Raw genomic sequence first — 25,316 nt, forward strand, 5'->3', positions numbered from 1 at the left:
GAATAATCAATGCAATTTTATTTGGTAAAAGATATTAAATTACATGTTAATTTTATTTCGATTTATAGCGTTGAATGCTACTCGCTTTATTTTGATCTTCTAACCACGCTAATTTTTCAGCGTAACTTTTTTCAGCTCCTCGTTGGCTGGGATAATAGTATTTAGTTGTCGCCATTTCTGGAGGAAAATAGTTTTCACCAGCAGCAAAGGCATTAGGTTCTTCATGGGCATAACGATATTGAGCTCCATAACCTAAATTCTTCATTAATTGGGTTGGTGCGTTGCGTAGATGTTCTGGTACATCATAATCTGGCTGAGATGCTGCATCTTTCATTGCTTGGTTAAATGCAAGATAAACAGCATTACTTTTTGGTGCACAAGCAAGATAAACGATTGCTTGGGCGATAGCGCGTTCGCCTTCAGCTGGCCCCACTCGGGTAAAACAGTCCCAAGCAGCTAGTGCTACTTGCATTGCTCTTGGATCGGCATTACCAACATCTTCTGAAGCTATTGCTAATAATCGACGGGCAACATAGAGTGGATCACCACCAGCCGAAATGATTCTGGCATACCAATAAAGCGCTGCATCAGCTGCAGATCCTCTAATTGATTTATGCACGGCCGAGATCAGATCATAAAAACGATCGCCTTGATTATCAAATCTTGCACTACGCTCGCCAATGACTTCTTTTAGTAATTCTGGTGTAAGGGCTTGGCCATCGGACATATCAACCAATAATTCAAGTGTATTTAGTGCTCGCCTTGCATCACCGCCAACAAACTCAGCAATTTGTTGTTTAGTTTGCTCAGGAAGGGTAATTTGTAAGTTACCATAACCCCGATCAGTATCATCCATTGCTTGTTGTAAAATTTGCTCAATATCATTATTAGTCAATGATTTAAGTAGATATACTCTTGCACGAGATAAGAGTGCCGAATTTAATTCGAATGATGGGTTTTCAGTCGTCGCGCCGATAAAGGTTACCGTACCATTTTCGACATAAGGAAGAAATGCATCTTGTTGACTTTTATTAAAACGATGGACTTCATCAACAAATAAGATGGTTCTAACACCAGATTGCTGGTTAATTTTGGCCCGTTCTATTGCTTCTCGAATATCTTTTATGCCAGAAGTAACCGCTGAAATACGTTCAACTTTAGCGTTGGCATGATGGGCAATAATTTCTGCTAAAGTGGTTTTACCTGTACCAGGCGGTCCCCACAGAATCATTGAGTGCAGATGACCCGCCTCAATAGCCTTGGGTAGCGGTTTATCTTTACCCAGTAGCTGGCTTTGACCAATGTATTCCGATAAATTGCGTGGACGCATCCTTGCAGCTAAAGGTTTAAATTCATCTGAACCAAATTCAAAAGAGAGACTAGGCATGGTGTACTATATACCTGTAATTACAAAATATGGTTATTATATACCGCTTCATTAATAATAGTGAAAAAGAAAAGAAAATATCTTCCACAGCAAACAGAAAAACGGTAATATTTTGAACTAAATTAGTTATTAAAATAAATGATTATTGAATATATTTTATTATACAAAATACATAAGGATTGGTAATGAAGAAGTTTTTAATGTTAATTGGGTTACTTACAAGTCTTTCTGCATGGGCAGGCGATAAAGAGGTGTTACAAGAACGATTAGCTAAAATTGATGGATTTTATGCACGATTTTCACAAGATGTCAAAACAGCTGATAAGCAACCAGTTCAACAAGGAAAAGGTGATTTATGGGTGACAAGACCCTATTATTTTAATTGGACAATGACAGAACCTGATGAAACTTCGATTATTTCTGATGGCACTAATATGTGGGTCTACACTCCAGCCGTTGAACAAGTGAGTGTAATGAGTTTGAAAAAAGCGGTAGATAATCGTTTAATGTTGCTAATTACTGATAGCCATAATCCAATTTGGAATGCCTATAATGTTACACGTAAACAAGATTCTTTTACCTTAAAACCGACTGATGGCTCTAATCAAGATTTTGTTATTTCGGTTTTACCAACCGGCATGATTTCGAATTTTACGATTATTGAAGAAGATGGTCAGCGCAGCTTTTATGATTTATCTCGTCAAACTTTAGGCAAAGTTGCGATGGATAAGTTCAAGTTTACACCACCTGCTGGGGTGACAATTGACGATCAACGCTAATTATTTTAGCAATATCTAATTTTTTTCGATTCACGAATTGATACACTTTGCCTACTAATGCAAAGTGTTTTAATTTGCTTTTAAGCTATTTTTGAGTTTTGCTGTTAAATTGGCTATTTACTCTCTCTCAATGCTCCATTTCATTAATACTGATAACTGGGTTATCAGAAAAGAGGTAGTGATCGCGTTTGGTTTCGAAATCTTCGCTAGCTGCATCAAATAACATTTTTTTTGTATTTTCTAAATGTTGCCACATGGCTAATTTAGCCGCTTTAGGATCTCGATTAATTAACGCTTCTAAAATTTTATCATGTTCATCCCACCAACTTTCAATATCTTGTTGTTGTACATGTTCATGAAGTTTTTTCCATAAAGGATTTAATGTCCGTTGCTGCCACGCTTCTTGAACAATGGTGATCAAAGCAGTATTGCGGGTAATCATTGCAATTTGAGTATGGAATTTTAAATCCCAATCAGAATCTCGATAATGATCTTCTTTTTTGGCGTTATGCTGAATTTCTAAAAGTTTAACAATATCATCTTTAGTAATTTGAGTGGCGGCAAATTCAGCGATATTACTTTCAATAAGTTGCCGAGCTTGTAGTAACTCAAAAGGGCCTGTAGTCGAAAAATTTAAACCTTGTGAGGTAGTAATAATATTATTTTGCAAACTATTAGCAATTACATGGATGCCAGACCCTTTACGTGCATCAACATAACCTTCAACTTCAAGCATGATAATGGCTTCTCTGACTACTGATCGGCTAACTTTTAACTCTTCACAAATTAATCTTTCGGAAGGTAATTTACTGCCAACTGGATAAATACCATTAATAATTCGATTTTTAAGTTCAGTTGCGATAACTTGATAAAGTCGTTGATATTCGTTCTGTTCTTGGGTCATGGTGAAGTTGGCATAAATCCTTTAAGTTTTCTCAGACTTTTAAAATAACATCTAATTGCTTTAAGTTAAATAATATTGCTGTAATTTTTTCAAATAAACATACTTGTCAGCTAACTTTTAATGAAAAATATCCCTTTATATATTATGGGTATGAACCAATTCTGTGATGTATGTCAACTTTTTAAGTTGTCTTATATGTTAATATAAGACAAAATATTGACATCTAAACCTACTAGTTAATCACTGCTTTTTGGAGAATAAAATGAGTTTTTTAACTGAAAACTTTTTGCTTGATACTGAATTTTCTCGTCAACTTTATCATGACTATGCTGCTGAACAGCCAATTTTTGATTATCACTGCCATTTACCGCCAGAACAAATTGCCAACGATTATCAATTTAAAAATTTGTATGACATATGGCTAAAAGGGGATCATTATAAATGGCGGGCAATGCGTACCAATGGTGTTGCTGAAAAATTTTGTACTGGTACTGATGTTAATGATTTTGAAAAATTCCAAGCTTGGGCTGAAACTGTACCTCATACTATTGGTAACCCTTTATATCATTGGACTCATTTAGAACTTCGTCGTCCTTTCGGAATTGATAATATTTTATTATCACCATCAACTGCCGAGAAAATTTGGAATAGTTGTAATGAGATGTTAGCCACACCGGAATTTTCAGCTCGCAGTATTATGAAAAAAATGAAAGTTAAAATGGTAGGAACGACAGATGATCCAATCGATGATTTAACTCATCATAAAATTATTGCTCAAGACAGTTCATTTGACGTTAAAGTTTTACCAAGCTGGCGACCAGATAAAGCATTCAATATTGATTCTGAATTTTTTGCTGATTATATGCAAAAGCTAGCTATGGTTGCCGATCTTGAAATTTCTAATTTTCAAACTCTTTGTCAAGCTTTATCAAAACGTATGGACCATTTTGCTGCTCATGGCTGTAAGATTTCCGATCATGCATTAGATACAGTGGTTTATGAAGAAGCAACAGAAAAAGAATTAGATACTATTTTCAGTAAACGATTATCTGGTCAAGCCTTGACCGCTAAAGAAATTGCTCAATTTAAAACTGCGGTACTTATCTTTTTAGGTGTTGAATACAACAAACGTCAATGGGTCCAACAATACCATATTGGCGCATTACGTAATAATAATTCCAGAATGTTTAATTTAATGGGGCCTGATGTTGGATTCGATTCTATTAATGATTCACCGATTGCCCAGCCTCTATCTCGTTTATTAGATGCACAAGCTAAACAAGATGCGCTACCTAAAACGATTTTATACTGTTTAAATCCTTCTGATAATGAAATTCTAGGCACAATGATTGGTAACTTCCAAGGTGCAGGTATTCAAGGAAAAATGCAATTTGGTTCAGGTTGGTGGTTTAACGATCAAAAAGACGGCATGATTCGTCAAATGACACAGCTTGCCCAACTTGGCTTATTAAGTCGTTTTGTTGGCATGTTAACTGATAGCCGTAGCTTTTTATCTTATACTCGTCATGAATATTTTAGACGTATTTTATGTCGCATGATTGGGCGTTGGGTTGAAGATGGTGAAGCACCTCGTGATATCCAATTATTGGGACAAATGGTTAAAAATATTAGTTTTGATAATGCTAAAAACTATTTTGGCATTGAATTAAGTTAAGATTATTAAGTCGTTGTAATTAGAGTAATTAAATAAGAGTTAGAGTAATGAAAACATTAAATAGAAATGATTTTCCGGGAGCAAAATATACAACGCGTGTTGTTCAGTTTGGTGAAGGTAATTTTTTACGTGCATTTTTAGATTGGCAATTAGATATTCTTAACGAGAAGACTGATCTTGATGCCGGTGTGGTTGTGGTGCGTCCATTAAATACCGATTTCCCACCATCATTGAGTATTCAAGATGGTTTATATACCACATTAGTTCGTGGGTTAAATGAACAAAATGAAGCCGTAAAAGAGTTTAGACTGATTCGTTCAGTGAATAATGAAATCAATGTATATACTCAATATGATGAGTATCTTGAGTTAGCAAAAGATCCAAATATTCAATTTATCTTTTCAAATACGACTGAAGCAGGAATTAGTTATGTTGAAAGTGACAAATTAACCGATAAACCTGCAACTAGCTATCCAGCTAAATTAACCGCTTTTTTATATGAAAGATTTGTTCATTTTGCTGGTAGTAAAGAGAGTGGTTTAATTATTATTCCTTGTGAATTAATTGATTATAACGGTGATGCACTCAAAGAATTAGTACTTAAGTATGCTAATCAATGGAACTTGTCTGACAAATTTGTTGATTGGCTGGAGAATGATAATTTATTTTGTTCAACTCTAGTCGATAGAATTGTTCCTGGTTACCCGAAAGCACAAATTGCCGAACTTGAAACAGAATTAGGTTATAAAGATAACTTTATTGATTCAGCTGAATATTTTTATCTGTTTGTTATTCAAGGACCACAATGGTTAGCAGAAAAGCTATGCCTTGATAAATGCGATATGAATATCAAAATTGTTGATGATATTAAACCATATAAAGAGCGTAAAGTGGCGATTTTAAATGGAGCACATACCGCTCTGGTGCCAGTTGCTTATTTAGCTGGTATTGATACTGTTGGTGAATCAATGAATGATGCACAGATCTTATCTTATATAAAAGAGACTATCTTCGATGAAATTATCCCTGTTTTGGATCTACCTCATCAAGAGTTGGTTGATTTTGCTGACTCAGTGATTAGCCGTTTTAAAAATCCATTTATTGAACATCAACTGATGTCGATTGCCTTAAATAGTATGACAAAGTTTAAAACCCGTATTCTTCCTCAATTAATCAATTATCAAAAATCGAACGGGGTATTACCTAAACATTTAGTATTCTCTTTTGCGGCATTAATTGCTTTTTATCGTGGAGTGCGTAATGAGCAAAGTTACCCATTACAAGATGATGCAATTTGGTTACAACGCTTTAATAGTAGTTGGACATCGATTGCTGAGGGTAAAAGTTCATTAGAAGATTTAGTTCATGTTGTATTAGGTGATATAGCCCATTGGCAGCACGATCTACTAAGTATCCCACAATTAGCACAAACATTAACACAGTATTTAACGATCATAATTGACGATGGTATGCGTCAAGCAATTGAAAAATGTATTGCTGGCAGCAAATAGTATGAGTGATTCAATGATTAAATTTATAAAAATTAATAATAAAGATAATGTTGGGGTAGCATTATCTGATTTAGAAGCACATGAAGAAAATATTGTCGTAGATGGTTTGGTCATTGACCTAAAAGAACCAGTTAAACAAGGGCATAAATTTGCCCTTAACGATATTGAGCAAAATGAAAATATTATTAAATATGGCTTACCAATTGGTCACGCTACTCGCTTTATTAAGGCTGGTGAGCATATTCATTCACATAATTTGAAAACCAATTTAAGTGATATTAATGATTATCAATATCAACCTCGTTTATCTAAAAACGATCTGTTACATGAGATAGCTGATAAAGAAGTACAGATCTATCGACGTAACAATGGTGAAGTAGGTATCCGTAATGAACTTTGGATTATTCCAACTGTCACTTGTATTAATGGTATCGCCGAACAAATTGTTAAACAATTTTGTGATGAGTTAAATAATCAATTAGATATCGACGGTATTACAGTACTTGAACATCCTTATGGTTGCTCTCAATTAGGACAAGATCATCAAAATACTAAAACTATATTACAAAATTTAGTTAAACATCCTAATGCGGGCGCTGTATTGGTAATAGGGCTTGGTTGTGAAAATAACCAAGTTTCTGAGTTTAAGGCAGATTTAGGTGAGTATGATCAATCTCGAGTTAGATTTTTAATTGCTCAGCAAGAAACCGATGAAGTGGAAGCTGCATTGGTTCACTTAAGAGATCTTTATGCGATTATGAAACAAGATAAACGCCAAATAGGGCGCTTAAGTGAATTGAAATTTGGTTTGGAGTGCGGTGGTTCAGATGGTTTTTCTGGCATTACAGCCAATCCAATGCTCGGTCTTTTTTCTGACTATATTGTTGCTCATGGTGGTACTAGTGTACTAACGGAAGTGCCAGAAATGTTTGGTGCTGAAAATATCTTGATGTCACATTGTGTTGATGAATCTACTTTCGATAAAACCGTCGATATGATAAATGACTTTAAACAGTATTTTATTTCAAATAATCAACCTATCTATGAAAATCCTTCGCCTGGTAACAAGGCTGGTGGGATTACAACCTTAGAAGAAAAGTCTCTGGGATGTACCCAAAAAGCGGGCGGCAGTGAAGTTATAGATGTCCTTAAATATGGTCAAATGTTAACTAAACATGGACTGAATTTACTAAGTGCACCAGGTAATGACGCTGTAGCTACTGGGGCTTTATCGGCTGCTGGATGTCACATGGTTCTTTTCACTACGGGAAGAGGTACGCCTTATGGTGGAATTGTGCCAACAGTGAAAATTGCAACTAATACGCAATTGGCCGACAAGAAAGACAATTGGATCGATTTTAATGCCGGTAAGCTTATACAAGGTGTGTCCATGCAATCTTTGTTGCTAGAGTTTATTGAGCATATTGCTCTGATCGCTAGTGGCGAAAAAACTCGAAACGAAATCAATAATTTCAGGAATTTAGCCATCTTAAAAAGCGGCGTAACTCTCTAGGCATAAATTCAATAGTTAATACCTATGACATTAAGTCCTTCGGGACTTAATGCGGGGACCCTTTTTTTAAAATAATATAGGTATCTTTTATGAACAAAAAAAAAGAGAATAAAATTACATGGTTAGTAAGATTCTCATATGGTAGTGGTAATTTAATAGGCAGTGGAGCATTAGCGATTAGCGGTGCTTGGTTACTCTATTTTTATACCACTTTTTGTGGATTAAGTGTGGTACAAGCTGCACTAATCTTTTCAATTGCCACTTATCTTGATGTCATACTCAATCCATTGATGGGCTTTATTACTGATAATTTTTATCAAACTAAAATAGGTCAACGATTTGGACGACGTCGATTCTTTATTTTAATTGGCATCCCTCTAATGGTTATTTATCCTATGCTATGGATCGATGGTATGGGATTTTGCTATTACCTCATAACATATATTTTATTTGAGATTATTTATACCAGTATTATGATTCCATTTAATACATTACCGGTAGAAATGACCTCTAACTTTTCGGAGCGCACTTATTTAACTGGTTCGAAAGCGATGTTTGGTAAAGTAGCGAACTTCTTGGGGGCGGCAATTCCCGGTGTATTTTTTTATTTTTATAGTAAAGAATCGGCAACCCCATTTTTATTAACCGGAATCACCTATGCAACTATTATGATGTTAGCGTTAATTTTGCTGTATTGTAATAGCTGGGAAAAACCTAAAGATGAAGTAAAAGATGAGTCAGTTCATAGTTTTTTTGAGGCTATCAAAAAGCTGTTTATTGATATTCTATCCACCTTCCGTATTAAAACATTTAGAACGCATTTAGGCATGTATTTATTTGGTTTTGGTGCTGAATGGTTATTTACAGCGGTATTTACCTATTTCATTGTTTTTAGTCTCGGTGAACCACGTTCATTTGTTGCTTCAATGAATTCATTAAGTAGTATTTGCCAGTTAGTTTCCACTGCCTTTTTTATGATGTATTGTGCCAAAAAAGGCTTTAAAAAACCTTTTATTATCGCTCTATTAATTGTTGTCTCATCAATGATAGGTTATGTCGGTATCTATTACTTTAATCTACCACATATTACTTGGCTTGTAGTGGGTATTACCATTTGGTTTGGTTTAGGAACCGGCGGTGTTTACTATATTCCTTGGAGTGTATATGTATTTTTGGCGGATGTAGATGAGGTTGTAACCAATAGACGTCGAGAAGGGGTTTATGCTGGAGCGATGACCATGGCGGGTAAATTAGTTAGAGCTTCAATTGTGTTTGTTCTTGGCATGATATTAAGTGCATATGGGTTTGAATCGAAATCTCATATTCAGCCACAAAGTGCGATTGATGCAATTAATGGCATTATTTTGTATGGTGTTATTGGCATGGCTTTAATTGGTGCATTCTTTGCATGGCGAATGAAACTTGATCATGCTACTCATTCTATCATTATTAATGAAGTTGCCCGTATCCGACAAGGAGGCAAAATGGAAGATGTTAGCCCTGAAACTCGCAAAGTGGTTGAGGAATTATCTGGCATCAATTATGAAAAATGTTTTGGTAATAATAATATTGGTTTCAAACAAAAAACGACTAAAACGGAATAAATTCTTAATCAGGATCAGCTGTGCTGATCCTAAAGTTTAAAGTAACAAAGCAAATATTTAAGCCACATTAAATGGGGTATATTTGCCAAAATATCTAGGACAAACTTATGACGATTCTCTCTATAACAGATTTTGGTGCTATTGGTGATGGAAAATCAATAAATACCTTAGCGTTTGAAAAAGCAATTCAACATATTGACCAATTAGGCGGTGGAACATTAGTTATTCCAGTTGGTATCTATTTTACTGGTGCAATCAGACTTTGTAGCAACTTAACCTTAGTTGTTGAACAAGGGGCAACTTTATTATTTTCTGATGATGAAAAAGATTATCCGGTGGTTAATTCTCGTTGGGAAGGGGTTAAGCAAGATGTGTATATGCCTTGTATTTACGGACACAATATCAAAAATGTGGTTATCACCGGAAATGGTAAGATCGATGGTAATGGACAAAAATGGTGGCATACATTCCGTCATGAACGAAGCAATCTCAAATATCCACGACCTTATTTAATTGGTTTTGATTTTTGTGAACGAGTGACTATTGAGAAAGTATTTCTGACTCAATCACCTAGTTGGACCGTTCATCCGATGGAATCGAATAATGTTGTTGTCGATAATATTTCGATTCTTAACCCTGCTGATTCACCTAATACCGATGGAATTAATCCTGAATCTTGTCGTAATGTGAGAATTTCTAATTGTTATATTGATGTTGGCGATGATTGTATTGCGATAAAGGCTGGTACCGAAGAAACAGCAGAAAAAAGTCCATGTGAAAATATTTTAATTACTAATTGTAATATGATTCATGGTCATGGTGCGGTGGTTCTTGGCAGTGAAATGAGTGGTTGTATTCGTAATGTTACGATTACCAATTGTGTATTCCAAAAAACAGATCGTGGAGTAAGGTTTAAAACTCGACGAGGTCGAGGTGGAACTATTTCTGACATCACATTTAGTAATATCGTCATGGACGAAGTTCTCTCTGCGTTTGTGATGAACTATTACTATTATTGTGGCCCTAAAGGGAATGACCCAATTGTCTGGAATAAACAAGCTCTACCTGTCGATGTATCAACGCCGGCATGTCACAATATTAGTTTCTCAAACATTATTGCTAAAAATGTTCGTGCCTACGCCGGTTTTTTATATGGCATCCCTGAATCGCCAATTTCTAATATCTCTTTTGATAATATTCGGGTTTCAATGCAATTAAATGCACAAGCTGGTGAAGTCGATATGTTTAAAGATGTAAAACCAGAAGCGGGCAAAGGATTCTTTATTGAGAACGCCCAGAGCGTGTTATTTAATAATGTTATTATCGATAATATCGTCAGTGAGCCACTATGTATTAAAAATAGTCAAGATGTTCATGTTAATCAATCTTTTGTTAAGCAAGATGGTAAATTAATTAGCTTAAATGCTTAACCATGATATTTGAAATAACCGCTAGTTTATTATTAGCGGTTATTTTTTTATTTATTGGCTAATTGCATTTTTAGCTATTTTTTTAAGTCTTAAATCGAGATGTTTGACTCTTTTAATTAAATTGTAATTTTTATTCACCTCTCAGTAATTTAAATAACATACTGTTTATTAATGTTATTTCTACTTATTGCCAATTAAACCGTTTACTAAAAATAAAATTACTTTGAAGTTGATCACATTTATCCAATAAAGCCGTTAAAGCTAAATTTTTAGCTATTCATACTCAAATTAGTGCTTAACTCTTTATAGGATAAATTATGACAAGTGCATTTTATAAAAAACCAACTTATTGGTTTGCTTCGTTTTATAGCATTATGTATTACGCAGCTGGTAGTTTTGTTTTTTCTTTTTATGCAATATGGCTTAGTAAAGAGATTGGTTTAACTGCAAAGCAAACCGGTATCATCTATTCATTTAACTATTTTATTTCATTGATCATCATGATCATTTATGGTGTTTATCAAGACAAACTTGTGCTTAAGAAACACCTTATTTGGTTTCAAAGTATCATTATAACTTGTGCTGCACCTGCGCTAATTTATGTTTATGAACCACTATTGCGACATAATTTTTATGCTGGTGTTATTTTTGGTAGTTTCTTTCTTGGCTTTGGTTGGATTGCTGGTATGGGGTTAATCGACTCATACTGTGAAAAAATAAGCCGAGCATTTGATTTTGAATTTGGTCAATGTCGTACATGGGGATGTATTGCTTATGCAGCTGGTACGTTTGTCGCTGGTATTTTAATTAGTATTAATCCTCATCTTAATTTTTGGGCCGCCTCAGTTGTAGGTATCTGTTTTATGATACTCAATCTTAATTTCAAACCTGATTTAAGCAAATCATCTTCGCTAGTATTTCAAAAGAAAGAAAAGTTAAGTTTTAACGAAATTGTTTCAGTATTTGCATTGAAAAAGTTTTGGATATTTGTTGTTTATGTTCTCGGAACTTATAGCTTGTACAACATTTACGATCAACAGTTATTCCCAGTCTATTTTACTCAGCAATTTGAAGATGTGAATGATGGTTATCGCTTATACGGTATTTTAAATTCATTTCAGGTCTTTTTAGAAGCTGCGGTTATGTTTTGTGTGCCATTTGTGGTTAATAAAGTAGGGGCAAAAAATGCGTTAATCTTTGCTGCTTTTATTTCCGCTACGCGAATCTTCTTAACTGGGCATGTCGAAAGTATTGCTATTATTTCAGTAATAAAATTGATGCACTGCTTAGAAATCTCAACCATTTTAGTGTCAGTGTTTAAATATATTGATAATAATTTTAACGCTCGTCTCTCTGCTACCGTATTTTTAATAGGTTATCAAGTTGCTGGTTCTGTCGGCGTGATTTTGTTCTCTACCTTCGTTGGTAATTTCTATGATACTCATGGTTCAGCAACCACCTTTAATAACTTAGGTTTGGTGGTTTTAGCCTTTATGATTTTTGCAGTGTTCTTCTTAAGCCGTGATAAAAAGTCAGATAGTCCTAAGCTTGAAGACAACATTAAATCATAAAACAGGTTTTAGTAATTTAATAAATAGTATTTGATAAAAAATATTGAGGATACAAAATGAATATATTTAATTCAGTAACACAGTTTAACTTTGAACAAACCAGAACAATTTCTCCAGAAAATATGACTGGTGAAAAGGGTAAATCGTGTATGAAAGCTAGTGCTTTAGGGCCAGGTCGAAAAGGACAAGGCTGTATTTCAATTGCAGCGGGTGAAAGAGTAACTATTGCTGAAATTACTGGTCCTGCTGAGATTCGTCATATGTGGTTTACTTTAACCGATAGAACGCATCGAGGTAGTTTTGTATTGCGTGATGTGGTTATCCGTATTTATTGGGATGATGAAACAGTTCCTTCAGTAGAAAGTCCAATTGGTGACTTTTTCTGTAATGGTTTTGGTGCTAGATGTGATATAAATTCAATGCCAATTGTGGTTAATCCAACCGGTGGTTTTAATAGTTACTTTAGAATGCCATTTAATAAAAAAGCGCGAATTGAAATTCATAATGAACATGAAGCTGATTTACAGCATTTCTTCTTTACCATTAACTATGCGTTAATGCCAAAACCGTTTGAAAATCCACTTTATTTCCATGCACAATGGCGTCGTCAACGTGTAACTAATTATGCACAAGATTATGTTATATTAGATAATGTTCAAGGTTACGGTTATTATGTCGGTACCTACTTAGCACTGACCGCATTAGAGCGTTATTGGTGGGGTGAAGGTGAATTTAAATTCTATCTTGATGATGACAGTGAATATCCAACCCAACATTCAACCGGTTCAGAAGATTACTTTGGTGGTGCATGGGCATTTCATAATCGAGACAGCCAAGGACGTCCAAAAGCAAAATGTTTCCAAACGATGTTTATGGGTTACCCTTATCAAACAAACCGTGATGCGACGCGTGACTTTTTCCAAACAGGTGATTCCAATCCTGTACATGGCTTTGGTGACGATGGTTTACCAATGCATGGTTTATACCGTTGGCATCTTCCAGATCCAATTGCATTTCACAAAAATATCAAACTGGCGTTTCAACAAATAGGTAATGATGATATAAGATTGTATGAACGTTGTGATGATATCGCCAGTGTTGCTTATTGGTATCAAAGTCCATCGGTGAATAACAACCCAGTATTCCCAAATAAACAACAACGCACCCCACGTTAATATTAAGGTGATTAGTATATGGCGAGTAATAAACTGAAAATTAATGATATTGCTCGTTTGGCTGGCGTGTCGGCAACGACCGTCAGTCATATATTTAATAAACGAGATAAAAAATATCGCATTTCTCCGCAAACTCGACAAAGAGTTTTATCTATTGCGGAAAAATACCGGGATCAATCGCATATTCATCAATATTTAGTTAAAGCTAACAGTACCAATACTATTGGTGTTATTGTTCCGGATATGTCAAATTCATTTTTTTCAATGTTTTTACATCATTTAGAAGGTTGCTTTCGGCAAAAGAATATTCAATTATTGATCACTTGTAGTCATTATAATAAAGAAGTTGAACTTAAAGTTGCGCAAAATTTAGTTGAACGTAAAGTTGATGCAATGATAGTGGTAACGTCATTAGATAGTGACCAATTTTATGTCGATATTAATCAAAATACACCCGTATTGCTTTTTGACCGTTATCTAAAAGATACGACATTACCTTTTATTACTAGTGAAGCATTGCAATCTGTCGCTGATTTAATCAAACCTTATGCCGAAAAGTTAGATGAATTTTATTTTATTGGCTGTGATATTCAGTTAACGTCAATTCAAGCTAGACTTAAGGGATTTAAGCAAGGTTTAGAAAGTGTTGGATTAAAAGTTGATAGTGATTGGCTGGTGAGTGATGATTATTGTCCAAATAAAGGTTACCAATTGTTGAAAAATGTTCATCAAAAATTGGGTAGGGTACCAAAAGCTATTTTTACGCCATCTGGTAACTTACTGCAAGAGGTACTGAGTTATTTGGTCGAAGCTAAAATTGATCCAAAGCAGATCTATTTATGTTCTTATGATTACAATAGTTATCTTGATTATTGTTACTATCCAATAGATGCAATCGAGCAGGATTTTGAGAAGATGGCGCTGACTTGTGTGAATGTCATTGATGATTTATTAAGTTTTAAAGAATTAAAACATCAGGCATTTTTTATTCAGCCAAAAATTATACGCCATCGTTAATTTAAGATTTGCTACTGTTGTAAGTAAGATTAGCGGTTAGCATTTTTCATTATGCGAGCTTTGTCAACTTGCCACTGTCTTTCTTTTATATCGGTGCGTTTGTCGTACTCTTTTTTACCTTTTGCGACACCAATTTTGACTTTAGCCCAAGCATTTTTCCAATACAAGGATAATGCCACAACGGTATAACCTTGGCGGTTAATTTGGCCAAATAACGAGTTCAATTCCCGTTCATTAAGCAATAATTTTCGAGTACGCATAGGCTCGCATACGACATGTGTCGACGCAACGTTTAATGGGGTTATTGTTGCACCAAATAGCCATGCTTCACCATTTTTTAGTAACACATAACTGTCACTAATATTCGCTTTACCTGCTCGCAGAGATTTTACTTCCCAACCTTGTAGGGATAACCCTGCTTCAATTTCCTCTTCAATAAAGTACTCATGGCGTGCACGTTTATTTAATGCAATAGTCGCCGAACCCGGCTTATGTGATTTTTTCTTAGTCATAATGTGCGTTATTATAGAGTTACATGATACTATATGCCACTAATTTTAACTTTTAATTTTATTATTATGGCACATGTTTTTCATGAGGTGATCGAGCCTTATTCAACCGAGCAAATGTTTGCATTGGTTAACGATATAGCGAGATACCCCGAATTTGTCCCTGATTGTATCGCAACTGGGATTATTAGCAAGCAAGATAACATTTTAACTGCTTTTATTGAAGTTGAGAAATTAGGCTTTAAAAAATCATTTACTACCATAAATAAGATTAATGAACCTAATTCAATTGATATGGCATTGTTAGATGGTCCATTTAAACATCTAAAAGGACGATGGCAATTTACTCAACTGGATAACCAAAACAGTAAAATTAGTTTTAGTTTAGATTTTGAATTTAATAATAAATTAATGGGCGCTGTTTTTTCTCCTATTTTTAAAGAAGTGATGACCAATATGGTTAGAGCATTTTCGCAAAGAGCAAGGCAGATATATTAAGATGATAAATATTCAAGTTGTATATGCGCTACCTAATCAGCCGACTATTATTGATTGTGCGGTTGATGAACAAACGAATGTCTTGCAAGCAATTGCAAAATCCAATATCTTATCATTATGCAATATTCAATTAGATGGTCATTTTGTTGGTATTTATGGCAAACGTTGTGAGCTTAATGAACAAGTAAAAGATGGTGATCGTATTGAAATATATCGAGCTTTAATCAATGATCCGAAAGAGATACGACGAAAGAAAGCGGCATTGAAAAAGAAATAAATAGATAGATTGAAGGGAACTGAATGCATAACTTGCTGATTGAAAAAGTTGAAACTTTATGCAAAAAACGTGGTATTAAGCTGACCAATCAGCGTAAAACCGTTTTAAATATTATGCTTAAAGCCAATAGAGCAATGAGCGCATATGATCTTTTAGATCTTTTAAAAGTCAGTGAACCACAAGCTAAACCACCAACGATTTATCGTGCTCTGGAATTTTTACTTGAGCAAGGTTTTATTCATAAGGTGGAGTCAACCAACTGTTATATTATTTGTCCGCATTTTCATGAACCGCAACATATATCAATTTTATTTATTTGTGATAATTGTCATCAGATTATTGAAAAGCACTCTGAAAATATTGAAAGTCAACTGAAGTTATTAGCAACACAAAGTGAATTTTTAATCAAACATAGTGTGCTTGAAATTCATGGAATTTGTCATATATGTCAACCTTAATTATTTTATTATGGTTAGTTAATATTGTTTGTGACACAGTAGGGCAAATTGCTTTTAAATATGCCGCAGTGACCTCTAATGATAAAGACGGCCGTTATTGGCAGAAATTATTTGGTAATATATGGCTGTGGTTAGGATTCGGTTCTTATTTCATTGGTTTTGTGTTTTGGTTAGCATTTTTAAGTGAAGTTCCACTATCACAAGGGATCTTATTAGGCTCTTTTAATATGATCACCGTGATGCTTGCTGGGCGCATCTTATTTAAAGAACATCTAACCCCCTTTCGATTACTAGGGATATTTTTTATAACTACCGGCGTGATATTAGTAGGATTAACTTAATGAAAAAGTTTTATATCATCGGTTTTGTCTTGTTACTCTTTTTTGATACTTTTGGGCAAACTTTTTTTAAACTCACGGCTATTTCGGCCTTGCCATTTGAAGCAAATATAAGTTGGTTGTTAAGGATTTTTAGTCATGGGTGGGCATATTTAGTTATGGTTGGATATGCTGGAGCATTTATCACTTGGATGGTATTATTAAAAAAAGCGCCAGTTGGCCCAGCTTTTGCTGCATCGCATTTGCAACTTGTTACTGTGATGTTAGTGTCTGTTGTTGCATTTAATGAGCAAATTACACTTACGCGCCTACTAGGGGCATTGTCTATTATTGTTGGGATTGTTTTTCTCGCCTTGGCTGAGCAGAGGTTACATCGTAAATCAGTAAAATAAACAGTATTGAGATAATCACCTTTTTAATAGGAACCAATATAATTAATTTACATTGATTCCTAATAGTAAAATAGAAAAGATTTTATTCTATTTTAATTAGCTACGATCTCGTTCCATTACAACTAAGTAAGCTTCTCGTCGCCAGAATAAAAATAAACGGCGCATATCTTTTTGCATTGTTATAACGCGCCAACCTTGTTGTGCATTATCATTTAAAAAAGCACCAAATTTTTCAGGATTTGAATTAGCTGCGCCTAAGAGCATTGAAGACAAAGCGCCTTCTTGATAAATTACTACTTTATATTCTTTCATTGTTTCTATACCTTCTTAAAATAAACACGATAATCTCTAATAATTGTCAAAATTAAGAGAAAATCGTGTTAATAATACGCATATTGGCGATTTTATTCTAGTGGCAATAAAGCGAGAGGTTAAATTTTAAACAGCATGGGTGAGGGATAGTAGATAACATCACAACAAAATTTTTAGAAAAGCTTTAGTTAAGAATAGCTGATAAGCCAAATTCTTAACTAATATTAGTGATAAATTAAATTTGCTTATCTAAATTTTTAAGCATTTCAATAATTAGTCTATTAGCATCAGGAAATTCATCTGCATTCAGATCTTCTTGATCAATCCAACGGCTTGGTTGTCCTTCTTTCGCAAAAGGTACGCCATCCCATTCTTCTACTAAGTAGGCATGAATGGTGATATCGCGATCTTCATAACTGTGTTCAAAGGTTTTTAAAAATTGAGCCTGATGAATGTGAATATCGACTTCTTCGGCTATTTCGCGTTCTAATGTTTGATAAGGTGTTTCACCAGTTTCGATTTTCCCACCAGGGAACTCCCAAAAACCAGCAAGATGAGAATCTTCACCGCGTTGGGTGATAAAAATTTGACAATCTTGTGAACGAATTATACCTACAGCAATTTCAGTATGTTTTTTCATGATCCTGTCTGTTTATGATTAAAGTTAGGGAAAGCCTATGCTTTCCCTTTTGATTTTTAAGTAACAAAATTCGTTGATTTAAACATCAATATTGTTTAATCATACTAAATTTTTGGCTTAATTAACAGCTCCATGACAATGTTTATATTTTTTGCCAGATCCACATGGACAAGGATCATTACGTCCTACTTTTGCTTGCGTGCGGACAATCGGTTGTGGTGAATTTGATGATTGCCCATCATTTTCACCATCAATAGTCGTCATTGACTCGTGGTTAGCTTGTTGTTTTGCCATTAATCTTTCGATTTCAGCTTGACGTTGGCGTTCAGCTTCATCAACTTCTTCTTGTGAACGAATTTGCACGCGGCTTAAAATACCAATTACATCATATTTTAATGATTCTAACATATTGGCAAACATATTGAATGATTCACGTTTGTATTCTTGTTTAGGATCTTTTTGTGCATATCCTCGTAAATGAATGCCTTGACGTAAATAATCCATGGCGGCTAAATGCTCTTTCCATAATGTATCAAGCGTTTGTAACATAACGCTTTTTTCGAATTGTCTAAAGGCATCAGCACCAGCTGCATTTTCTTTTTCAAGATATTTATCTTGAGCAAGTTGTAAGATACGTTCACGTAAATTTTCTTCATGAAGATTTTGCTCTTCATCAAGCCATTTAGCGATAGGTAAATCTAAATCAAAATCATTTTTTAAGGCGGCTTCTAATCCAGCAACATCCCACATTTCTTCAATCGATTGTGGTGGAATATATTGATCAATAACCGTTGTAAATACATCCCCACGTATTGAATCAATTGTCTCTTTGATATCTACGTTATCTAATAAATCATTACGTTGGCTATAAATAGCTTTACGTTGATCATTGGCGACATCATCATATTCGAGTAATTGTTTACGAATATCAAAATTGCGACTTTCAACTTTTTTCTGAGCATTAGCGATAGCTTTAGTAATCCATGGGTGTTCAATTGCTTCACCTTCTTTCATACCAAATTTACGCATCATATTACCGACACGATCTGATGCGAAAATACGCATTAATGGATCTTCTAATGATAGATAAAAGCGAGAAGCACCAGGATCCCCCTGACGACCAGCACGACCACGTAATTGATTATCAATTCGACGTGATTCATGACGTTCAGTACCAAGAATATATAATCCACCAAGTGCAATCACTTCTTCATGTTTAGCTTGCCATGCTTGTTTCGCTTTTTCGATATCTGCTTCAGTTGGATTTTCTAATTTTGCAACTTCACTTTGCCAGTTACCACCAAGCATAATATCTGTACCACGACCAGCCATATTAGTTGCGATTGTCACGGCTCCTTTACTACCCGCATCAGCGATAATTTCGGCTTCTTGCGCATGGAATTTGGCGTTAAGAACATTATGTTTGATACCTGCTTTTTTAAAGGCATGTGAGACAAGCTCTGATTTCTCGATAGATGCAGTACCGACTAATACCGGTTGTCCTCGTTTAACACAAGCTTGTACATCAGCCACGATAGCATCAATTTTTTCTTTTTCAGTCATATAGACAAGATCAGGCTGATCTTTTCTTACCATCGGTCGGTTGGTTGGAATAACAATGGTATCCAAACCATAAATTTGGTTAAATTCGAAAGCTTCGGTATCAGCAGTACCTGTCATACCGGCTAATTTTTCATAGAGACGGAAATAGTTTTGGAAAGTAATAGAGGCTAATGTTTGATTCTCATTTTGAATTTTAACATGTTCTTTAGCTTCCACCGCTTGGTGTAAACCGTCAGACCAACGACGACCATCCATCGTACGGCCTGTATGTTCATCAACAATAACGATTTCATTGTCTCTAACAATATAATCAACGTCACGATGGAATAAGTGATGAGCACGAAGTGCAGCATTAACATGGTGCATTAGTACAATATTACTAGGTGCATAAAGGGATTCATCACCTTTCATAATGCCTTGTTTTATTAGTAGTTCTTCAACCTTAATTAAACCTCGTTCGGTTAAGTTAACTTGACGTGATTTTTCATCAATCGAAAAGTCACCATCACCTTGGAACTGATCCGAATCTTCTTTTTCCTGACGGGTTAAGTGTGGAATGATTTTATCGATACTAACATATCTATCTGAGCTGTCTTCTGCTTGACCAGAAATAATTAGTGGTGTTCTTGCTTCATCAATTAAAATTGAATCGACCTCATCCACTAAAGCATAATGAAGTGGGCGTTGCACTCGGGCCTCTTTACTAAAGACCATATTGTCACGCAAATAGTCAAACCCATATTCGTTGTTAGTACCATAAGTGATATCAGCATTGTAAGCATCACGTTTTAAATGCGGTGGCATATTAGGTAAGTTAATGCCCACTGTTAAGCCTAAAAATTCAAATAAAGGACGATTATTTTCAGCATCACGTTGCGCTAAATAATCATTAACGGTGACAACATGTACCCCTTTACCGGTTAACGCATTTAAATAAGCAGGCAACGTTGCGGTTAATGTTTTACCTTCACCGGTACGCATTTCAGCTATGCAACGTTCATTTAGAACCATACCACCAATTAATTGCACATCAAAATGACGCATACCAAATACACGCTTACTTGCTTCACGGACTACGGCAAAAGCTTCTTCTAATATATCGTCTAATTTTGTACCGTCGGCAATTTTTTGTTTAAATTCGTTAGTTTTTGCCTTAAGTTCTTCATCGCTTAATGCTTCCATTGCTGGCTCAAGTGCATTGATCGTTTCAACACGCTTACGCATAGATTTTAATACGCGTTCATTACGGCTACCGAATACTTTAGTTAATAATTTTAATAACATAACTTTTCTCTTATTGTTTTTTTATAATGGGAGATATAAGGATTAAACCTTATTAAATAAATTAATTAATTTGATTATGTAAAATCTATTAGGCGGTAGCGTTTGGACCGGCTCTTATTCCATTATAGGGAGATAATCGAATAACAGTATTTGGATTAACTTCGTCATAATTTCGCGCGATAATTTGCTTATCGTAATGCTGCTTTGGTGACAAAGATAAGATTTGCGAGGTTTTTTTAGTTGGAATTTGCTGATCTTGAACTATTTCAGTAATCGCAATAATACCAACTTGACTTGTAAATGATTGAACTGGTAACGCATTTTGTTGGTAAAAACCGAACCCAGTAGCAATTACACCTAATAATAAGTGCGATAATGCAGTTTTAATAATAAGGCGTTTACTTATATGTTGCCAGTAATTAATCGTAGTCATAACCGCAGTATCTTAGCATTTTTTGCCAAAATGAAAAACTATTATTATTGATTAATAAACTGTCTGAATATTCGAATTTTTATGATAATAGTAATTAAAAATACCCACCATTTTTTATAGTGGGTATATAGTTATCTAATCCTTAACCATTAATTGTCCCATCATACCGAGTGTTTCATGTTCAACGATATGGCAATGATACATGCGCAATCCTGGCATATTTTGTTGAATTTTTATGGTGATTTTTTCGTGAGGACGTAAATTGATGGTATCTTTTAATGCCACATATTCTGGTGGATATTTTTTACCATCAAATTCATGCGATACAATCGTGAATTGTGTACCATGAATATGGAAATTATGATCCATATGTGAATTATTAAATATTGTCCACTCTTCAACATCATGGATTTTGCTTTCTAGATCAATTCGTTTCATATCATGCCGTTTACCATTAATTAAAAACAGCATGCCACCTCTTGGCTCGTTCTTGTCCATGACCTCTGTATATTCAAGCGTTTTATGCGCTTTTGCTTCACCAATTTTAGGTAGAGTTCGTAATGGCGAAGGTAAAACAATTGAATTCGCTTGTTGTAGCTCTAATTCAGCAAGTATTATATCTTGTTCTGGTGGTACATTTCCCATCTTACCGCGATCATAACCAATTGATTGTAAGTAAACCGTACCGGTTTGTTTGGGTAAAATTACCAATTCTGCGCGTTCGGCAGGTGATAATAATAGTGGCTTTTCAAGGGAAATTGGTTCAGGCATCAATCCACCATCACTACCCACTAAAAAGACATCACAACCTGGAATTGAAAGGTTAAGATAACGTCCAGAACAGGCATTCCAAACTCGAACACGTGTTGCAGTATTAACTTTCATTTTTGGACGATAACCACCATTAATTAATACAAATTGTCCTTCTCGACCATTCATCCAATCAGTCATTGAGTTATCGGCAATTTCTCCTTTGTCTGTCAGTTTTAGATCTGAGAAAAACCAATTTAGTTCTGGTAAAGATTCTAAAGGGTCTTTTTTGCTACGAACAATAAATACCCCCGCTAATCCTCTCGCTATTTGTTCGGCAACGGTGTTGTGACCATGAGGATGATACCAATAGGTACCAGCACTCCCTTCAGGGATGGTAAATTCGTAAATACGTTCACTGCCAGCCGGTATTTCATCTTGTGGATTGCCATCTTGATTTGATGGCACAAGTAAACCATGCCAGTGCACCGTTGTTGATTGTGACAGTCTATTTTTTACTGTCAATTTGACTTTATCACCTTCATAAACTTCAATAAGCGGCCCAGGTATTGAATTATTGTAAGCCCAAAATTCGGTAGTGATATCAGGCGTTAATGCAATTTTTACTGGTTTGGCTTCAATAGTAGCTTCAAATATACCTGATTGATGACTACTATTTTTTAACAGTTGGAATTTGGGTAAATCATGACCTTTTGGTAATGCTGAAGTAGATAATAGTTTTTGTGGTTGTTTGTTGTTCATATTCATATTCATATGATCGTGCATGTTGTCCCCCTTATCACAATTATCAGATTTAACATCACAAACCATGTCAGACATTGATGAATGATCTAATTTGGCAATGGCTTTTGTTGCAATTAAACCACCAACGGCAGCAGTAATATTCATTATAAAATTTCGGCGTTTCATAGTATTCCTATAATCATTTATTTAGTTAAATAATAACCAGCAGTTTGCTTTCCAAACTCATCTAGTCGTTTAGCAAGCTAATGTGTTATTGATTTCCAGTATTTATTACTAATATTTAACAGAGCGTAAATTAGCTAATTTTTGGTGGTTTTAACTCAGGAATAAATTCTTTATATTCAGGAATAAAATTTGTTGGTAGATATTGTTCACGGTAAATCGGATAATCAATATTAACGCTATAATTAGCAATAGCCATGCCACAAGCAAAACAATGATTAACTGATTCACTAATAAAAGGTTTTGTTGATTTAGAAGTCGACAAATCAATTACTGGAGAGTGATGATTTGCGTTCACCCTTAAAGATTGTAAGCTAGGTGAATGATGAACAGTACAAGGTTTGGAAATAATGAGTGGAACATGCCAAATAGAAGAAAAAAACAAAAAGATTGTTGATATAATTAAAATATTCACTCGCTTTTTGTTTATGGCTAATGACATTGTTTATCACGCAATTAATCTAACAAACCTTGTAGTTATTTTACTAGAGAAAACATTAAATTTATACCACTTTAACAGATGGAAGTTTTATTCAATTTCAATTGCTAATAATCACTAATTTTTCAATCTGTAACATCAAAATTAATTGGTCTATTAATGGTTACCTAGTACAAGATAATCATAAAAATATATAAGCCAAATATAATTGGTTCTGGTATCATATTCACATAAAAAACATTATGAATAATAACGATATGAAAATTCTTTTTGGAGTACAAGGAACAGGAAATGGCCATATCAGTCGTTGTCGAACATTAGCCAAATCTTTAAAAAAGGTTGGAGCGGATGTTGACTATATTTTAAGTGGTCGTGATCCTATAGATTATTTTGACATGCAAGCTTTTGGCAACTACCGAACGTTTGGTGGCCTTTCATTTGCTACGCTTAATGGCAAAATCAATTTTCGTAAAACCATCCAAAGAATTCGGGCTTTTAGATTAATTAAAGATGTTCGCGATTTAGATTTATCTGCATATGACTGTATTATTAGTGATTTTGAACCAGTTAGTGCTTGGGCTGCACATCATCAGAATCGCGAATGTTTAGGTATCAGTAATCAGTCTGTTTGCCAATATCTCAAGCCTAAAGAATATGGCACGATAGCAAATGTGATTATGAAATACTATGCTCCAGTTACACAACCTATTGGTTTACATTGGTTCCATTTTGGTCATAAACTGATTCCGCCAATGATTGATTCATTTGCTACACCACCAACTGAAGATGGTAAAATTATCGTTTATTTGCCTTTTGAAGATTTAACTGAAATTACCGAATTATTAAGCCAATTTCCGCAATATCAATTTAGTTGTTTTCACCCTGAAATAAAACAATCTTCTGCACGCGGTAATATTTTATTACAACCGCTAAGTCGAGATAATTTTACTCAAGCTCTACTAAGTTGTTCTGGTATTATTTCAAATACCGGATTTGCTTTAATTTCAGAAGCGTTATCTTTGGGTAAAAAGATTTTAACTAAACCAGTCGCGGGTCAATTTGAACAAGTTTACAATGCCCAATGTTTGCAGTCTTTGGATATGGCAACCGTTATGGAACATTTAAATAGTATGAAGTTGAAATATTGGTTAGGTCTACCGTCACCTAAACCTACTATTTATCCTGATGTGGCGACTGAATTAGCGAATTGGATAGTTTCAGGTCAAAAAGAGACATTACTTTCTTTAAGCCAAAGACTGTGGTCGCAGACTAAATTTCCGAGTAATGTAAGTGAGCGCATCAAATCTTTAGGTTATGTATAAAGGAACTACAATGATATTAAGTATAATTGTTGCAATGGCGGATAATCGTGTAATTGGTATGAACAATCAAATGCCATGGCACATGCCTGCAGATTTAGCGTGGTTTAAAAAAAATACATTAAATAAACCTGTGATTATGGGGCGTAAAACGTTTGAATCTATTGGTAGACCATTGCCTAATCGCCACAATATTGTCATCAGTCGACAGGCTGAAAGTAATACGTCAATTAATCCTAATGTTAGTTGGGTTAAATCGATTGATGAGGCAATATCAATTATTAATCAGCAACAAGTAGAAGAAGCCTTTATTATAGGCGGTGGTAATATTTATCAACAGGTATTACCTTTAGTTAATCGACTTTATTTAACTCATATTGATGCCAAATTGACTGGCGATACTTATTTTCCTGATTATTTGCAAACATCATGGCAACAAATTTATTTAGAAAATCATAAAGCGGATGATAAAAATTGTTATGATTACCAATTTGAGATTTTACAGCGAAGTTAATCAATAGATAAGGTTGCCACTCACATACTAGTGGCAA

The 25,316-nt window shown here is 34.7% G+C and carries 25 protein-coding genes; 16 read left to right on the forward strand and 9 right to left on the reverse strand.

Going from position 1 to position 25,316, the window contains the following annotated elements; translation table 11 throughout:
* Positions 1-52 precede the first annotated feature (52 nt).
* Positions 53-1,387 carry a replication-associated recombination protein A gene (locus H3T54_RS09045; RefSeq protein WP_198222175.1) on the reverse strand — a complete coding sequence of 445 codons (1,335 nt, stop codon included), beginning with the start codon at positions 1,385-1,387 and terminating at the stop codon, positions 53-55.
* A 185-nt stretch (positions 1,388-1,572) separates the two neighbouring features.
* Here H3T54_RS09045 and lolA point away from each other — a divergent pair, with 185 nt between their 5' ends.
* Positions 1,573-2,166, forward strand: coding sequence for an outer membrane lipoprotein chaperone LolA (lolA, locus tag H3T54_RS09050; protein ID WP_110448482.1), 594 nt, complete (start codon positions 1,573-1,575; stop codon positions 2,164-2,166).
* A 127-nt stretch (positions 2,167-2,293) separates the two neighbouring features.
* Here lolA and exuR read toward each other — a convergent pair whose 3' ends face one another.
* Positions 2,294-3,070 carry a transcriptional regulator ExuR gene (gene exuR, locus H3T54_RS09055; RefSeq protein WP_198201338.1) on the reverse strand — a complete coding sequence of 259 codons (777 nt, stop codon included), beginning with the start codon at positions 3,068-3,070 and terminating at the stop codon, positions 2,294-2,296.
* 262 nt (positions 3,071-3,332) lie between these two features.
* On the opposite strand from exuR, the gene uxaC reads away from it, so the two are divergent.
* The 8 genes from uxaC (at position 3,333) to H3T54_RS09095 (ending at position 14,566) form a co-directional block, all read left to right on the forward strand.
* Positions 3,333-4,745 (forward strand): glucuronate isomerase, encoded by a 1,413-nt coding sequence (gene uxaC / locus H3T54_RS09060; RefSeq protein ID WP_198222177.1) that lies wholly within the window; start codon positions 3,333-3,335, stop codon positions 4,743-4,745.
* A gap of 47 nt (positions 4,746-4,792) precedes the next feature.
* Positions 4,793-6,256, forward strand: a complete 1,464-nt coding sequence (locus H3T54_RS09065) for a tagaturonate reductase (RefSeq protein ID WP_198222179.1) — start codon at positions 4,793-4,795, stop codon at positions 6,254-6,256.
* Positions 6,257-6,269: 13 nt separating this feature from the next.
* Positions 6,270-7,769: a UxaA family hydrolase gene (locus tag H3T54_RS09070; RefSeq protein ID WP_232351553.1), complete on the forward strand. Its 1,500-nt coding sequence runs from the start codon at positions 6,270-6,272 to the stop codon at positions 7,767-7,769.
* Between the two features lie 89 nt (positions 7,770-7,858).
* Positions 7,859-9,373: an MFS transporter gene (locus tag H3T54_RS09075; RefSeq protein WP_198222181.1), complete on the forward strand. Its 1,515-nt coding sequence runs from the start codon at positions 7,859-7,861 to the stop codon at positions 9,371-9,373.
* 107 nt (positions 9,374-9,480) lie between these two features.
* A complete protein-coding gene (locus H3T54_RS09080; protein WP_198222183.1) occupies positions 9,481-10,803 on the forward strand; it encodes a glycoside hydrolase family 28 protein in 1,323 nt (440 codons plus the stop codon).
* Between the two features lie 317 nt (positions 10,804-11,120).
* Complete coding sequence (locus H3T54_RS09085; protein WP_198201334.1) at positions 11,121-12,374, forward strand: oligosaccharide MFS transporter; 1,254 nt, start codon at positions 11,121-11,123, stop codon at positions 12,372-12,374.
* A 56-nt stretch (positions 12,375-12,430) separates the two neighbouring features.
* Positions 12,431-13,549, forward strand: coding sequence for a glycoside hydrolase family 172 protein (locus tag H3T54_RS09090; RefSeq protein ID WP_198201333.1), 1,119 nt, complete (start codon positions 12,431-12,433; stop codon positions 13,547-13,549).
* Positions 13,550-13,567: 18 nt separating this feature from the next.
* Entirely contained in the window at positions 13,568-14,566 is a 999-nt protein-coding gene (locus H3T54_RS09095; protein ID WP_198222185.1) for a substrate-binding domain-containing protein, read from the forward strand.
* 29 nt (positions 14,567-14,595) lie between these two features.
* Here the strand turns inward: H3T54_RS09095 and smpB are convergent, their stop codons facing one another.
* Positions 14,596-15,078, reverse strand: coding sequence for an SsrA-binding protein SmpB (smpB, locus tag H3T54_RS09100; protein ID WP_065577589.1), 483 nt, complete (start codon positions 15,076-15,078; stop codon positions 14,596-14,598).
* A gap of 33 nt (positions 15,079-15,111) precedes the next feature.
* On the opposite strand from smpB, the gene H3T54_RS09105 reads away from it, so the two are divergent.
* Genes H3T54_RS09105 through H3T54_RS09125 form a run of 5 tightly spaced genes read left to right on the forward strand, consistent with a single transcriptional unit; the run spans position 15,112 to position 17,038 of the window.
* Complete coding sequence (locus tag H3T54_RS09105) at positions 15,112-15,573, forward strand: type II toxin-antitoxin system RatA family toxin (RefSeq protein WP_198222187.1); 462 nt, start codon at positions 15,112-15,114, stop codon at positions 15,571-15,573.
* A 1-nt stretch (position 15,574) separates the two neighbouring features.
* Complete coding sequence (locus H3T54_RS09110) at positions 15,575-15,850, forward strand: RnfH family protein (protein WP_110448474.1); 276 nt, start codon at positions 15,575-15,577, stop codon at positions 15,848-15,850.
* A 23-nt stretch (positions 15,851-15,873) separates the two neighbouring features.
* On the forward strand, positions 15,874-16,308 hold the full coding sequence (zur, locus tag H3T54_RS09115; RefSeq protein WP_198222189.1) for a zinc uptake transcriptional repressor Zur: 435 nt from the start codon (positions 15,874-15,876) through the stop codon (positions 16,306-16,308).
* Complete coding sequence (locus H3T54_RS09120; RefSeq protein ID WP_065577586.1) at positions 16,296-16,649, forward strand: EamA family transporter; 354 nt, start codon at positions 16,296-16,298, stop codon at positions 16,647-16,649. The genes zur and H3T54_RS09120 overlap by 13 nt, the downstream gene beginning before the upstream one ends.
* Positions 16,649-17,038: a multidrug efflux SMR transporter gene (locus H3T54_RS09125; protein ID WP_110448471.1), complete on the forward strand. Its 390-nt coding sequence runs from the start codon at positions 16,649-16,651 to the stop codon at positions 17,036-17,038. The genes H3T54_RS09120 and H3T54_RS09125 overlap by 1 nt, the downstream gene beginning before the upstream one ends.
* Positions 17,039-17,134: 96 nt before the next feature.
* Here H3T54_RS09125 and H3T54_RS09130 read toward each other — a convergent pair whose 3' ends face one another.
* The 6 genes from H3T54_RS09130 to H3T54_RS09155 form a co-directional block, all read right to left on the reverse strand.
* Positions 17,135-17,350 carry a DUF4177 domain-containing protein gene (locus H3T54_RS09130; RefSeq protein ID WP_110448470.1) on the reverse strand — a complete coding sequence of 72 codons (216 nt, stop codon included), beginning with the start codon at positions 17,348-17,350 and terminating at the stop codon, positions 17,135-17,137.
* Between the two features lie 235 nt (positions 17,351-17,585).
* Positions 17,586-17,990, reverse strand: a complete 405-nt coding sequence (gene mutT / locus H3T54_RS09135) for an 8-oxo-dGTP diphosphatase MutT (RefSeq protein WP_065613906.1) — start codon at positions 17,988-17,990, stop codon at positions 17,586-17,588.
* A gap of 117 nt (positions 17,991-18,107) precedes the next feature.
* A complete protein-coding gene (gene secA / locus H3T54_RS09140) occupies positions 18,108-20,837 on the reverse strand; it encodes a preprotein translocase subunit SecA (RefSeq protein ID WP_110448469.1) in 2,730 nt (909 codons plus the stop codon).
* Between the two features lie 88 nt (positions 20,838-20,925).
* The gene (locus H3T54_RS09145) at positions 20,926-21,270 is read right to left on the reverse strand and encodes a hypothetical protein (RefSeq protein WP_110448468.1); all 345 of its coding nucleotides are present in this window, start codon (positions 21,268-21,270) and stop codon (positions 20,926-20,928) included.
* Between the two features lie 135 nt (positions 21,271-21,405).
* The gene (locus H3T54_RS09150) at positions 21,406-22,950 is read right to left on the reverse strand and encodes a multicopper oxidase family protein (protein WP_198222191.1); all 1,545 of its coding nucleotides are present in this window, start codon (positions 22,948-22,950) and stop codon (positions 21,406-21,408) included.
* A gap of 130 nt (positions 22,951-23,080) precedes the next feature.
* Positions 23,081-23,449: a hypothetical protein gene (locus H3T54_RS09155; RefSeq protein ID WP_110448466.1), complete on the reverse strand. Its 369-nt coding sequence runs from the start codon at positions 23,447-23,449 to the stop codon at positions 23,081-23,083.
* A 254-nt stretch (positions 23,450-23,703) separates the two neighbouring features.
* Here H3T54_RS09155 and H3T54_RS09160 point away from each other — a divergent pair, with 254 nt between their 5' ends.
* Positions 23,704-24,768, forward strand: a complete 1,065-nt coding sequence (locus H3T54_RS09160) for an MJ1255/VC2487 family glycosyltransferase (protein WP_198222193.1) — start codon at positions 23,704-23,706, stop codon at positions 24,766-24,768.
* A gap of 10 nt (positions 24,769-24,778) precedes the next feature.
* Positions 24,779-25,279: a type 3 dihydrofolate reductase gene (gene folA / locus H3T54_RS09165; RefSeq protein WP_110448464.1), complete on the forward strand. Its 501-nt coding sequence runs from the start codon at positions 24,779-24,781 to the stop codon at positions 25,277-25,279.
* Positions 25,280-25,316: the final 37 nt, after the last annotated feature.

It is taken from the genome of Gilliamella sp. B14384G10, from assembly GCF_016101685.1.
GTDB lineage: Bacteria > Pseudomonadota > Gammaproteobacteria > Enterobacterales > Orbaceae > Gilliamella > Gilliamella apis_A.